The sequence below is a fragment of the Aristophania sp. ESL1142 genome, assembly GCF_058107345.1.
On the sequence record NZ_JBYLUH010000001.1, the window covers coordinates 1529566 to 1543750 of the forward strand.

Below are 14185 nucleotides of genomic sequence, written 5' to 3' on the forward strand. Positions count from 1 at the left end.
AGATGCCTCCGTTTTTATTGCCGAAATTGAAGGATAACTCTTGGCCATTAAGGTTGCTCCGCACTATAATTCGGCCTGTGACTAATCATAACATACATACCCCCTCCGCCCTGTTATCGCCAGATTATCTGGCCCGGCTTAACCCAGAACAAAAGCAGGCCGTAGAAACGACAGAAGGCCCATTGCTTATTCTCGCTGGTGCTGGAACAGGAAAAACACGTGTTTTAACAACACGTTTCGCTCATATTCTGCTACAGAATCTTGCCTGGCCAGAGCAGATTCTGGCGGTGACTTTTACAAATAAAGCCGCCAGAGAAATGAAAGAGCGGATCAGTGCTATTTTAGGTCACCCTGTTGAGGGATTATGGTTGGGTACTTTTCACTCACTTTGTGCAAGAATGTTAAGACGTCATGCCACTCTGGCCGGATTAGAACATAATTTTACAATTATTGATACAGACGATCAGCTTCGTCTCCTTAAACAGATTATGGCTGGTTATGGCTGTGATTTAAAACGTACGTCCTCTGCCCAGCTTTTAAACCAGATTCAGGACTGGAAGGATAAAGCACTCCTTCCTAGTGATATCACAGCTGCGCATGAAACAAAGGGCGGAGATGGAAAAGCAGTGGCAATTTATGAGGCTTATCAAAAACGCCTTATAGCCTTGAATGCCTGTGATTTTGGCGATCTCATGCTGCATATGGTGACTATATTCCGCCAACAACCCCAAATTCTGGAGCAATATCACAAGCGCTTTCGTTATATTCTTGTCGATGAATATCAGGACACTAACACAATCCAGTATTTATGGCTGCGTTTGCTAGCCAAACGTACGGGAGAAGAAAGCGCCAATATAGCCTGCGTTGGCGATGACGATCAGTCCATATACTCATGGCGTGGTGCTGATATTGGTAATATCATGCGTTTTGAAAAGGATTTTCCAGGCGCTACCATCATCCGGCTTGAACGTAATTATCGCTCCACACCACGTATCTTAGCGGCTGCTGCCGGTATTATCAGGCATAATGAAGAGCGATTGGGCAAAACATTACAGGCAGCTGGCACAGATGAGCCGGGTGATTATATTGAAGTTTTGAGCCTTTCTGATTCAGACGAAGAAGCCCGCACTATCGCAACACGCATTGGAAAACTACATCAGAATGGTGAATCATTTGCTGAAACTGCCGTTTTGGTCAGAGCAGGCTTTCAGACCCGCCCAATTGAAGAAGCCTTATTGCGGGCAAATATTCCATATCAGGTCATAGGCGGGTTACGCTTCTATGAAAGATCAGAAATAAGAGATGCAATTGCTTATTTACGTGCCTTGCAACAACCTCAGGATGATCTGGCATTTGAACGGATTGTTAACCTACCCAAAAGGGGCTTTGGTACAGTAGCTCTTAACAAATTGCGTCATGAAGCCTCCGAGAAAGGAAGCAGTCTTCAGATAACGCTTAAAGCCCTGCTTGATGATAAAAAAATAAAAGGGAAATCTGCCGACAGCCTGAATGATTTACTTGAAACATTTGATCGCACCCGTGAAACTTTGAACAAAGAAGGTCACGTTGTCGCTACAGAACAATTACTAGAACGCAGCGGTTATTTGCAAATGTGGCGTGAAGATAAGTCCGTCGAAGCACCCGGACGCCTTGATAATATTCACGAACTGATCCGTGCACTTGCCGACTTTCCGACATTGGAAGCGTTTTTGGAACATATTGCCTTGGTTATGGATTCTGATTCTGTTGACCAGAATAAAGAACGTGTCAGCCTTATGACCCTTCATGCCGCCAAGGGGCTTGAATTTAATGTCGTCTTCCTGCCTGGATGGGAAGAAGGTCTCTTTCCGTCACAACGCTCACTCGATGAAGGGGGCAATGCCGCCTTGGAAGAGGAAAGACGACTTGCCTATGTGGGACTGACCCGTGCACGGAAGAAAGCCATTATCGCCCATGCTGCAAGCAGGCGTATATACGCTAACTGGCAGGATTCAATCCCAAGTCGTTTTATTGATGAACTTCCCGATGAGCTTATAAAACGTTCTGCCGTTCCGAAACGCACCTCTTCATTTGGACATACGTCCTGGCAAAACCGTCACTATGGGCAAAAGTCCCTTTCTTTTACAAAATCAACTTTTCCCACTTCCTCTGTAGCCATTCCTATCGGAAGCAAGGTAAAACATCCCCGCTTTGGAGAGGGTATTGTTATTGAAGCGGATGGAGGCAGTTTATTGATTAATTTTGAAACACAGGGTGCCAAACGCATTCTTGCTGATTTTGTGGAGATTCTTAAGTGAAGCCTACCCGTTCCATCGCCCCACGTCATATAGGCTCGCGCCATGCCACTGCATTGGAAACTGTTTCAGTAACAGTAGAAGAAAAATTCACTCCTCTTTTTGAGCAGGCCTTATTAACAGCTTGCGAAACGGTTGGCATCTTCGAAGAAGATGATGAACAGATTTTTTGGCGCTTAGAAGGTGTGAAAGAACGCGGCCAGAAAGATGAGGAGCTTGACTCTGCCCTTGAATTGGCCCGTGCCTTAACGGGAGCCGATGCTGTTCTGACACGTTCTGAAACAGAAGCAGAAGGCTGGCTTGCACGCACGCAGGAAGCTTTCCCTCCTCAGGAAATAGGGCGTTCTTTCTGTATCCGTGGGACACATTTGCAGGATCCTGCCCCTAACAACCGCCTGGCAATTACGCTTGATGCAGGTATTGCCTTTGGCTCTGGTGAGCATGGCTCAACCAGAGGATGTATTCGTGCTCTCGAAAAAATTGCTTATCGTAAGCCTCGTAAGATCCTTGATATGGGATGTGGGTCTGGGATACTGGCAATGGCTGCTGCCAAATTATTGAAACGCCCTGTTCTGGCTGTTGATATCGAGCCCTGGTCTGTCAGAGTTGCGGCCTCTAATGCAAAATTAAATAACATTGGTCCTTTGCTTGATTGCCGGTTTGGAAATGGCTGGCATACAGAAGCTGTACGTAAAAAGGCACCTTATGATCTGGTATTTGCCAATATTTTAGCCCGCCCCCTCTGCCGCATGGCGCGCTCTCTGGCTTTATCACTCGCTCCGGGAGGGACAGTTATTCTGGCAGGCCTGCTTCAGACGCAGGCACGCATGGTCTGTCAGGCTCATCAGCGTCAGGGGCTGGTTCTTGAAGAAATCCTTACTGAAGGACCATGGGCGACCCTTATCATCAGAAAACCCTATAATTTATAGGATTTATTATGGCTGATCCGACTGCATCACTCCTCCATGAACGTGTGCAAAAAACACGCGATATGATTAAAAAAATGGGTGTATCAGGTTTTCTGATTACCCGCGGAGATGAATATCTCGGTGAATATGTCGCCCCTTACGCTGAAAGGCTGGCTTGGCTGACAGGATTTACGGGAAGTGCCGGGTTAGCCATTCTTCTTGAGGATCAGGGTGTTGTCTTTTCTGACGGACGTTATATTGTACAGATGGAGCAACAGGTTCCCCACAAATTATGGGAACGCTACCATATCTGTAAATTTCCACCCCGATCGTGGCTTGAACAGATTGCAAAAAAGAAAAATCAAAAATTAAGAATAGGTTTTGATCCTAAGCTCGTCAGTCAAAACCAGTATGACTCGTGGCAGAATGATCACGTTGAATTTGTTCCTTTAGCTGAAAACCCGATTGACCTAGCATGGGAAGATCAGCCCCTCCCTCCTTCACAAGCAGTCTTACTGCATGAATTACAATATACCGGTGAGAAAAGTCTTTCCAAAAGGCAGAAAATCGCCAGACAGATGAAAGATTCTGGCCAGAAAGCCATGATCATCGCTGATGGTACCTCTTTGGCATGGTTACTGAATATAAGAAGTCATGACGTACCTATGACGCCCGTCGCTCATGCTTATGGTTTATTATATGACGATGCTAGCTTCGATTTTTTTATAAAATCAGACAGAATAGAATCCCCCCTGGATGAACTGGTCAACATAATTCCACCAGAATCTCTCCTAGATAAACTCTCCAGATTGAGAGCAGAGACCGTAAGGATAGATCCGGCAACTACGCCTTTATGGTTTATCCTTACGTTAAGGGCAGCAAAAGCTAATATTGTTTTTGCACAAGATCTATGCACGCTCCCTAAAGCCATTAAAAATCATGTCGAACAGGAAGGCGCCAGAAAAGCACATTTGCAGGATGCCCTTGCCATGGTCCGTTTTCTGCATTGGCTTGAACAGGAGGGTGTAGGAAAAAGTGAAACCGAACTCGCAGCCAGACTAAGGGCATTTCGTGCTCTCTCTCCCGATTACCGGGAAGATAGTTTTGAGACAATTTCTGCTCTTGGGCCTAATGGCGCTTATCCACATTACCGCGCCATAAAAGGTCAGGACAGCTTTGTTTGTGGCAATCAGGTTTATCTTGTCGATAGTGGTGGTCAATATCCCTATGGCACGACCGATCTTACGCGTACAATATGGATTGGTCCTGCTGCCCCTCCCTCTTCCTTATGCATAGCCTATACAAATGTTCTGAAAGGACATATCGCCTTGGCACAGGCACGTTTTCCACGCGCTATGCCTGGCTACAGGTTAGACAGTCTTGCACGCCAGTATCTCTGGCAGGTAGGGCTGGATTATGATCATGGCACGGGACATGGAATTGGGTCCTATCTTTCAGTCCATGAAGGCCCTCAGTCAATCTCCCCCGCCCCTCGCCCAGCGGGACTGGAAGCTGGCATGATCCTGTCAAACGAGCCAGGCTATTATAAAGAAGGCCATTATGGCATCAGGATTGAAAACCTGCTTTTAATCAGAGAAAGCACCATTGACAGTGCAGAAGGTAACTTCCTTGAATTTGAAATCCTGAGCTATACACCCATTGATAAGAGAATGATTGATCTGAGTCTTCTGACGCCTTCAGAACGTGATTGGCTGAATAACTATCACGCTAAGGTTCAGGAAATGGTCCTACCCTCTCTGGATCAATCACTTCATTCCTGGCTGATGGAAAGCTGTGCACCCATTATGTGAGTGCACAACCAGACTATCTTTAAGCCTCTGGCAGATCTTCTTCCAACACAGTGATGTTGATGGCATACGAAACTTCGCCTTCATCCTCATCACGATAGACAGTGCCAATGACTTCGCCATCAACAGCGACTTCCACACTCATTCCTTTGCGTGGAGGTTTGACAACGGTCAATTTGGGCGACCCTAACAAGCGTTTTAATGCCTGCTGTAATCGGGCCATTTCAGAAGATGACATCTCAGCCATAAATATCTCTCTTATATAAACACAATACTTACTCTTTCTATCGCATAGTCACTTTTTACGAAACCCATTCTTCAGAGGCGATCCTTTCTGTGAGGCTCTTTTTATGATATTGGGCGACTTCATCTTTGAGATTTAAACAATGTCAGGCCGAAATTTTGAAACGCTCTGATTTTACGAAAATCGCTTCATCGCTCCTCTTTTCCTTTCTATTGGAAGGATGTGGCTATTTTGATGCCCGTGAGGCACATCGTGCTCAATATGAGATGATAGGGATGACAAGCTATGACCTCCAGGCTTGTGCAGGTACTCCCAAAAGTAGCAAAAAACTTAATGATACAACTGAACTCTGGCAGTACGAAGTCTCTCGTAAAGTCTCGGTTCCTCAAGATTCATCTTTAATCCCTATCGGTGGGGTTATTGAGCTTTATCAGGCATTCTCTGGCCCTCCCGGCTCTAACTGCCTCATGATAGTAAGGCTTGATCATGAACGTGTCTCGGAAATTCATTATGCTGGTGATGATGATGAATATATCGGCACAGATGGTATTTGCTCCATGATTACACGAGGATGCGCACGTCAGATTGAGGCAACGATGCATGAAGTGAAAGCAACCTGGCCTTTTGGACCAATTTCCGCTTTCCATCCTGGCAGAACTCCTCCCCAGAGTTCTACTGCTACCTATTCCGACCAATCAGGAAAGTATGTACCATATTTTGATAAAGATCTTACCAAGCCGCTTATCAGACCAGCACAAACGGAAAAAAAACCGGTCTCTTTACAAAATCCATAATTATATGAGCAAGTCCTTCATATGACGGACAGAGTTTTCCAGACCCGTAAAGAGAGCCTGACAGATAAGAAAGTGCCCTATATTAAGTTCTGCCAGTCCTGAGAGCATTGTGATGGGTGTAACATTATCGTAAGTCAGTCCATGCCCTGCATGAATTTCGAGACCTTTTTCCTGTCCCTTTGAAGCAGCTTTTTGTAGTCTTTCCAGCTCACCCTTTTTCCCCTGGGCATAAGCCCCTGTATGAAGTTCAATGACAGGGACTCCTAGACGACAGGCTGTTTCAATCTGTACCAGATCAGGGTCTATAAACAAGGAGACACGAATACCGGACTTTTTCAGGCGTTCTATTTTAGGACGAAGATCACTTTCAAGCTCATTAATATTCAGCCCCCCTTCAGTTGTAAGTTCCTCTCTCTTTTCTGGAACCAGACAGCAGGCATGAGGTTTAACCTCACAGGCTATGGAAACCATTTCTTCCGTCGCTGCCATTTCAAAATTCAACGGAACCGGAAGCTGGCGCAAACGCTTAATATCCTCATCACGAATGTGCCGACGATCCTCACGCAAATGCGCTGTTATGCCATCAGCCCCCCCTTTAATAGCGTAACGTGCTGCCTCTACAGGGTCAGGATAGGATTCACCACGGGCATTTCTTAATGTCGCAACATGATCAATATTAACACCTAGACGAATCATTTTTTCCTCCTGAAATCCTGTCTTTTCCGGCTCATTTCATCAGCCATTTGCACTGCTGCATATAAACTTTCTGGACTGATCTGATCGATCTTATGAGTCCTGACAAGATCAAAGGCTGTCCCATGATCTGGAGACGTACGTATAAGAGGAAGCCCGAGGGTCACATTCACCCCTCTGATCATATCAAGTGTTTTGACAGGAATCAGACCTTGATCATGATAATGGCAAACCGCCACGTCATAGCGAGGTCTCATCACAGCGCTAAATAAGGTGTCAGGAGGGAAAGGACCAGAAACATCAAGACCTTTATCACGAAGGCTTTTCACTGCTGGTTCTATAATAAGCATTTCCTCATCGCCCATTAGCCCCTTCTCTCCAGCGTGAGGATTAATCCCGGCTATGGCAATCCGTGGAGAATGAATACCAAAATCACACTGCAAACTCTCATAAGTCCGCAAAGCCACTTCAATGATATGGTCCTGATTTAACCCCTCCAGCGCCCGGCGTAAGGAAACATGCACACTTGTCAGGACAACTTTCAGATCAGGGCAGGCCAGCATCATGATTTCCTGACCTGAAACACCGCAAAGATGTGCCAGATACTCCGTATGACCAGGATATTTGAACCCGGTCTCTGCCAGAATATGTTTTGCAATAGGATTGGTTACAACCGCACCTGCCTGTCCCTTCTGGACAGCCTGTACAGCATAGTCAATGCTCGAGATAACTGCCTCAGCATTCCTGGAATCTGGCTGCCCTGGCCTGACCCCAACACGACAGGAGAGAGCTATAACGGGCAAAAACTCGTCAAATAAGACCGTAGCCTGCTCCGGCGAATCAATAACTTTAACAGGGACATCTTTGCCTATTAAAGAGGGGTCACCTACCCAGAAAAAAACCGTCCCTGTTTTTCTAAAATGCTTCCAGGCCTTTCCTGCCAGAAATGGTCCTATCCCTGCCGGGTCTCCCATCGTCATGGCAAGAGGAAGAGGTATGTCTACAGCCTTCATCTCTGGGACAGTTTATCAAGAATACGCACCCATGACCTTATCCCCTTGCGAAATGACTCAAGACCATATTGCTCGTTCGGTGAATGAATCCGGTCATCATTTTGTGCAAACCCAATCATTAAACTATCTATTGAGAGGGCCTCTCTCATATCACCAGCCACCGGAATGGAACCACCTGATCCAACCTCCACAGCTTCATGCTCCCATTCTTCACTCAATGCCTCAAGTGCCTGTGGGAGAAAGCCTTTATTATCAGAAAAGGCAAACCCCGGTGAGGCGCCGTGAGATATAAAGACAATTTCAGTATCCTCTGGCAGATGATCTTTTATAAATTTACGGAACTTCTCACGCAGAACTTCAGGATTTTGCCCGGGTACAAGGCGAAATGAAATTTTCGCAGATGCTTCAGCGGGGATAACGGTTTTAAAACCTTCTCCTTCATAGCCACCTGAAATACCATTAATTTCGAAGCTCGGTCGCGCCCAGACCTGCTCAATTGCACTATATCCCTTCTCTCCCGCAGCATGTGCAAGACCGACCTCATCTAATAAAGAAAGATCATCCGGGAAAAGAGCAGACCATTGTTTGCGTTTATATTCCGACGGTTCTTCAACCCCATCATAAAAGCCAGGGATCATGATACGGCCGTTTTCATCACGGATTTTTGCAAATAAATTACATAAAACCTCAATAGGATTACGTGCGGCATTACCATATATGCCCGAATGCAAATCCTGTGCTGCACATTTAACGATGATTTCTTCAGCCAATAAACCCCGCAAGGACGTCGTAATGGCTGGCGTGGTGCGATCAGCCATTGAAGTGTCACAGATCAGCGCAACATCTGCTTTGAGCCGCTCTTTATGGGCTTCAAGAAACGGCCGCAAATTCCCGCCGCCACATTCTTCTTCACCTTCCAATATGACCGTGACATCAACAGGCAGATGCCCTGTAACATCTTTCCAGGCACGGCAGGCTTCGAGAAAAGTCATTAACTGACCTTTATCATCACTAGCTCCTCTGGCAACAATGACCTTGCGTCCGTTTACATCCTGAAGCACGGGCTCAAAAGGAGGCGATAGCCATAAATTTTCCGGATCTACAGGCTGTACATCATAATGACCGTAAAACAGCACATGCGTCTTGAAAGGGAAACGGGCATGCTGCACCCCAACAACCATTGGATGACCAGGAGCTGCCCATGTAACTGGCTCCACAGATGACTTAAACCCTGAAATCGCAAGCTCACTTTTAAGCCATTCTGCAGCTTTCAGGCAGTGTTCTTTATGTATAGGTTGGGTAGAAATACTCGGTATCCGTAAAAGAGACCATAACCGTTCCAGCGCCCCTTCAAGAGTCTGATCCACATGATTCAAAACTTCGGAAAGTTTGTTTATCTCTTTCATAATAGGCCTTCTTTTATGTCTCTAATGTAACACCAAGTTTAATATCTGGCTCACGTTCATCGATCTCTTCGACCTCCACCTCAATTTCACTAGAAGCTAGAACCAGAGGCGCTGGCTGGAAATACCGCTTTCGGCGTAAAGGCTCAGCTTTTAGAGGAACATCCTGAAAAATAACGTCATCAAGTTGCCTCAACAAAGCCGTAATAGCGTCTTTGAAACAGTTTTTACTAAAATTTCTGCTCACCTTCTCTGACGCTGCCTGAGCAAGCCTATTCCAAACAGACTCATTATTATAAAGTTCGGCAATAGCTAGCGCAAAGGTTTCAGGGTCATTAAAACCGCCCTCCATTCCTTCTTCCGCGTTAAACCCTATCCCTTCCATGACTGGCAAACTCATAACAGCTGGCAGGGCAGCACCCATCACATCCATAATTTCCGGCGTAACTGTCGTTGCAATCCGGGTAGGAATAACAGCAAGGCGGCATTGAGCCATTTTTTCTTCTAAGGAAAGAGAGTCTGTAATACCTTTTATCGGTGTAAATCTCTCATAAAACCTCAGATCCACAGCAGGATGATGGTAACTACTAATCCATAAAGGAAGCTCTTCTGGTATGATGTCCCTAAGAATAGGCGTTACTTTTAGGCAAAACCACTCCAACCCATCATGTGCAGGATCGCCCATTTTATAAATTGGGAGTGGAAACAGCAAACCTGTCCGCTCTTTCATCTGTGGAGCGAAATCCAACGGACGAAAAGAGTTTGGAATTACGAGGACATTAAAACATTCAGCCATCCTTATATAATTAGCTTCCTGCTCATTATCGGTAACGATAGCCCGGCAAAGCCAGCTTTCTGAAAGCTCTTCTTTTATTTCCTCAATTAAAAGAGCCAGATCATTCTCTCCCGTAAGAGAGCGCCTCAAAAAGGCTTCTGTAGAACGTAATCCACTTCCTTCCTGATCCGTAATATCCAAAATAAAATCCTGTGAAGACCTTATTGATGGTTTTAAAAACCCTAAAAGCTGACGTGCAACTGACGAGCTATTCACCCACACAAGATCAAATTCTGTTGTCTTTTGGCAGAAAAAATCCTGCAGATAATGTTCTCCCACAAACCACTTAACACTAAGAGGATATGACTGCCGTAACAGGAGCCTGTCTTCAGAACCTTCATGCAGGGCAAGTAACGTGATGTCCCATCCTTCTTCGTCAAATATCTCCAGCAAATCAAAAGCACGACGTGCCAGACCACCTTCTATTTTAAGAGGAAGGTGCTGATAGACAAACAGAACAGTCTTTTTCTTTTGTTTGTATAAAGGTAAGGCCTGATCTGATGGGAGAGGTCTAGCTGCTAAATATAGGGGAAAATTCTGCTTTAAGCGCTCAGAAACGGAAGAAGGCGGCGTGAAGCTCTGCATCGTTTCCAGGTCAGTCATAACTAGTTCAGGGCAGTAAAGAAGCTTTTTCCCGAGAGCACTTAATAAAGTTGTGAGCCGCAAGAAGCCTGTTTCATTATCAAAGGTCATCAACTCTGCCAAAACAGGCTGTACAACATCTTTCCGGGCAAAAAATGCGCCTCTTTGAAAACCTTCAACCTGCCGGATAAATGAAATAGGAGCAGAAAAGGCTTTATCACCCTGCCCATAAATTTTCAGTGACCCATCACGGAAAACATGAACACCTGCTTCAAGAACTTTCTGATTGGCAGCTATAACCTGACCACCACCTCCTGATATGGTTTCATCAGCCAAGCATGATGAAATAACTGAAAATGCATTGTGGTGAAGCGTCGTACCTGCATAAATGAACAATAATTTTTCACTACGTGCTTTTTGGACGCCTTCAAGGAATAATGCGCTCTCTGTCTTCCACTCAGAAAAAGATATCACTGAGATATTCCTGAAGGTCAGTTTCAGGCGCCCCTGTTCATGAAGGCTCCCTCTGGTAATAATGATAATTTCCTGATCCGAAAATCCTTGCTCGTATAACGAAAGTAACGTTGCAGTAACTGAAAGATAATCACCCTGGGAAAAAAGAATGACACTTAATTCTGGCTCGGCTACTGGCTCAAAAACAAGCGGTTTCCGGTAAAGAGCTGGTAAATGCGCTTCCAGCCGCATGATCGCAAGCTTGCGCGCAGCTTCAACTGAACATGTCAGGTTGGTTAATGGAAAATTTTCCTCTTTCTGCCTGACAAAAAGAGCAAACGCATCCCTGACATTATGGTCAATCAGAAGATGGGCCTTATCCCCTTTCATCACGTCCAGATCGAGCTCTATTGAGGCCTGAGGGTGTCGCCCTTCATAAAGGCCTGCTGATAAAAAATGTTCATAACCATTGCGGTAACGCCCATCTTCTATGGCCCTTTCAATATCTGGATATTGGGCGAGGTAATAAGCTTCCTTAAAATAAGGGTTCGGGTCAAAACGTGTCGGCTCGTGATTGCAGAGATAATGCTCAAGCGGCAGAGCATAACGCCCTGTTCTGAGCAGTTCTTCAACTTCTGGATAACGTTTAAGATACCATTGCGGGTCAAAATACCACGAAGTACGCAAAAACCCACATTGAGTATTTTCCAGAGACAGGAAAATACTCAATGGCCCTAAGGTGCTATCAATATCTAGCCCTTCACGAATTGCCTGGCTGACAAACAGTTCCGGCTGAAAATACAGGCTGACCTGCCTGCCTTCCCGGTCCCCAATACGGATATAATGGTCATATCCATTAACAAAACCATCAGATAATAAGGCCCTGTAGCTTAAATCGGGATTTTTCCTGAAATAATCTTCTTCCCGAAAAAGCCAGTGAGGCGAACATCCGCCAAAACCTATCTCTTCATAATGCTGGAAACCTGTCTCAAAAATGCTTCCTGCACGGATTACACGACCGATATCACTATTATAAGAGAGATACCATTCTTCATCAAAGAACCGGTTTGGAGAGCGTCCGGCCCTGCTTGTCGTCTCACGCCATATTTCTTCAAGTCTGGTGGGATCGGCTTGTTTTTCTTCCTCGCTTAAAACTGACTGATAACGCCTGCAATACCATTCAGCGTCAAACTTCTTCCATTCTGGCATAGGTGATGGTTTTTCAGTCGAGGGAACAATATTTTTATCATCTGCCAGATCTACCACGAACATTCTCTTTTAAAATGATTTTATGCTTACATATTAAAAATAAGTTCCAAAATTTTATAAATCAGGACATCATTTTTTACAAAAATAAAAATCATTCCTCCCTATAATACCGGCTTGCCTAACCTTTATCGGACACGCTAGGAAGAAACTATGATAAGACTTGTAATTATTGTATGCCTTCTGGCACTACTCACCGTTTTTTCTCTGTCTAATCCCGCCCCTTCAGAGATGTGGGTTATTTCCAAAGGCTTTCATATGTCTGTAGGACTGCTAGCTTTCGGGCTTTCAGTCTTTTTTCTCCTTATCGGGCTTCTTATCGGTTGGGCCGGAGAGCTTAAACAGAGAAGCCGCGCTCGTCGTGCAGAGAATCAGTCACGCACATACGAAAAACAAATTGCTGAGCTCCAGCAACAGATAAACTCTCAAAAAGCACTACGACCATCTGTTACTGAAACGCCCGCACCTGTTCAAACCTCTATTATTCCGGAACAAAGCCCCTCTTCATGACCACCCGCCGTACCAAACTGATTGCCGCTCTCGATACTGCCGACAAAAATCAGGCCCATCATTGGGTTTCTACTCTTCAGGGAGCAGTTGACGCTTTCAAATTAGGATTAGAATTTACCTATAGTTGCGGCTTGAATGCTGTAAAAGAGGTAACAGACGGTCAGACATTGTTTCTTGATCTGAAACTTCATGATATTCCCAATACGGTAGCATCCGGTCTGCGGTCTCTCCTTTCCTCGCTTACACCAGAATTAATGACAATCCATGCTCTTGGTGGGCCGGAAATGATCTCCCGCTCTCGTGAAGCGCTGGAACAGGTCACTCCCTCTGCGACCCGACCAAAGCTCCTTGCTGTCACTGTCCTGACCAGCATGAATGAGCAGTCACTCCAGGCTATCGGAATTAATGACACGCCCTTGAATGAAGTCATACGTCTCGGGAAAATGGCTATAAATTCTGGCGCTGATGGTCTTGTTTGCTCTGCTCACGAGATCAGTGCCTTACGTGATGCTTTGGGGGAAGAGCCTGTTCTCGTCGTACCTGGTATACGTCCGGCGGGCTCTCATTCCAATGATCAGAAGCGTGTTATGACACCTCATCAGGCAGCCCATGCTGGCGCTGACTGGATTGTTGTAGGGCGCCCTATTACAACAGCGCCTGACCCTCTTCAGGTCGCCAAGGCAATCCAGTCAGAACTGGAAGGCTGATGATTGACGTCAAAATTTGTGGTTTGAAACACCCAGAAGAGATGCAGCTATGCTCTATCCTGGGCGTAAAATGGGTAGGATTTGTCTTTTATCCACCCTCTCCCCGCTTTATTACAGCGCAGCATGCTCTTGCACTCCACCAGGCAACAGCTTCTTCTCAAGCAGGAGGACCACAAAGGGTGGGACTGTTCGTCAACCCGAGCTTTAATGAAATTGAAGCAACTCTTCGCGTGCTCCCTCTCGATATATTGCAGTTATATGGCCCAATAGAACAAGTCCTGGCGATCAAACAGCATTTTCACTGCCCTGTTTGGCAGGCAAGGGGCATAAAAAGCACCGTAGATCTTCCTTCAGAGGTAAATAACCTCGATGGATACGTCCTAGAAGCCCCGGCAGACACACATGAATCGCAACCGGGTGGTCTGGGAAAAAGCTTCGACTGGAGCCTGACCAAAAACTGGACACCTCCTGCCCCATGGCTCCTCGCAGGTGGACTTACGCCGGATAATGTGGCCTATGCCATTCAAACAAGCGGGGCGCCTGCTGTAGATGTTTCGTCTGGTGTAGAAGAAAGCCGTGGTATTAAATCATTAGAAAAAATAGAAAAATTTGTGCTTAATGCGCAGAATGGGGTTGCAAGAAATTTAAACCCTGCTATGTTCCCCAAGCCTTAAA

General features: G+C 45.7%; 12 protein-coding genes. 7 read left to right on the plus strand and 5 right to left on the minus strand.

What is annotated here, in order from left to right:
- Nucleotides 1–77: 77 nt before the first annotated feature.
- From AC3B6P_RS07185 to AC3B6P_RS07195, 3 genes are read left to right on the plus strand one after another with little or no spacing between them, the layout of a single operon-like run.
- On the plus strand, nt 78–2297 hold the full coding sequence (locus AC3B6P_RS07185; RefSeq protein WP_489805412.1) for an ATP-dependent helicase: 2220 nt from the start codon (nt 78–80) through the stop codon (nt 2295–2297).
- A 14-nt stretch (nt 2298–2311) separates the two neighbouring features.
- Complete coding sequence (locus tag AC3B6P_RS07190; protein WP_489805563.1) at nt 2312–3223, plus strand: 50S ribosomal protein L11 methyltransferase; 912 nt, start codon at nt 2312–2314, stop codon at nt 3221–3223.
- A gap of 8 nt (nt 3224–3231) precedes the next feature.
- Nucleotides 3232–5013, plus strand: coding sequence for an aminopeptidase P family protein (locus AC3B6P_RS07195; protein ID WP_489805413.1), 1782 nt, complete (start codon nt 3232–3234; stop codon nt 5011–5013).
- 19 nt (nt 5014–5032) lie between these two features.
- Here AC3B6P_RS07195 and AC3B6P_RS07200 read toward each other — a convergent pair whose 3' ends face one another.
- Nucleotides 5033–5257, minus strand: a complete 225-nt coding sequence (locus AC3B6P_RS07200; RefSeq protein WP_489805414.1) for a DUF3126 family protein — start codon at nt 5255–5257, stop codon at nt 5033–5035.
- 155 nt (nt 5258–5412) lie between these two features.
- Between AC3B6P_RS07200 and AC3B6P_RS07205 the strand changes: the two genes are divergently transcribed.
- Nucleotides 5413–6048, plus strand: a complete 636-nt coding sequence (locus tag AC3B6P_RS07205) for a hypothetical protein (protein WP_489805415.1) — start codon at nt 5413–5415, stop codon at nt 6046–6048.
- Here AC3B6P_RS07205 and AC3B6P_RS07210 read toward each other — a convergent pair whose 3' ends face one another.
- Genes AC3B6P_RS07210 through AC3B6P_RS07225 form a run of 4 tightly spaced genes read right to left on the minus strand, consistent with a single transcriptional unit; the run spans nt 6049 to nt 12299 of the window.
- Nucleotides 6049–6744: a pyridoxine 5'-phosphate synthase gene (locus tag AC3B6P_RS07210; protein WP_489805416.1), complete on the minus strand. Its 696-nt coding sequence runs from the start codon at nt 6742–6744 to the stop codon at nt 6049–6051.
- Nucleotides 6741–7754 carry a 4-hydroxythreonine-4-phosphate dehydrogenase PdxA gene (gene pdxA, locus AC3B6P_RS07215; RefSeq protein WP_489805417.1) on the minus strand — a complete coding sequence of 338 codons (1014 nt, stop codon included), beginning with the start codon at nt 7752–7754 and terminating at the stop codon, nt 6741–6743. Before pdxA ends, AC3B6P_RS07210 begins: the two co-directional genes overlap by 4 nt.
- Entirely contained in the window at nt 7751–9160 is a 1410-nt protein-coding gene (locus AC3B6P_RS07220) for a M20/M25/M40 family metallo-hydrolase (RefSeq protein WP_489805418.1), read from the minus strand. The genes pdxA and AC3B6P_RS07220 overlap by 4 nt, the downstream gene beginning before the upstream one ends.
- A gap of 13 nt (nt 9161–9173) precedes the next feature.
- A complete protein-coding gene (locus AC3B6P_RS07225; protein WP_489805419.1) occupies nt 9174–12299 on the minus strand; it encodes a hypothetical protein in 3126 nt (1041 codons plus the stop codon).
- Between the two features lie 147 nt (nt 12300–12446).
- Between AC3B6P_RS07225 and AC3B6P_RS07230 the strand changes: the two genes are divergently transcribed.
- Genes AC3B6P_RS07230 through AC3B6P_RS07240 form a run of 3 tightly spaced genes read left to right on the plus strand, consistent with a single transcriptional unit; the run spans nt 12447 to nt 14184 of the window.
- Entirely contained in the window at nt 12447–12803 is a 357-nt protein-coding gene (locus AC3B6P_RS07230) for a LapA family protein (RefSeq protein WP_489805420.1), read from the plus strand.
- Nucleotides 12800–13510, plus strand: a complete 711-nt coding sequence (pyrF, locus tag AC3B6P_RS07235; RefSeq protein ID WP_489805421.1) for an orotidine-5'-phosphate decarboxylase — start codon at nt 12800–12802, stop codon at nt 13508–13510. The genes AC3B6P_RS07230 and pyrF overlap by 4 nt, the downstream gene beginning before the upstream one ends.
- Nucleotides 13510–14184: a phosphoribosylanthranilate isomerase gene (locus tag AC3B6P_RS07240; RefSeq protein WP_489805422.1), complete on the plus strand. Its 675-nt coding sequence runs from the start codon at nt 13510–13512 to the stop codon at nt 14182–14184. Before pyrF ends, AC3B6P_RS07240 begins: the two co-directional genes overlap by 1 nt.
- The last annotated feature ends 1 nt before the right edge of the window (nt 14185 follow it).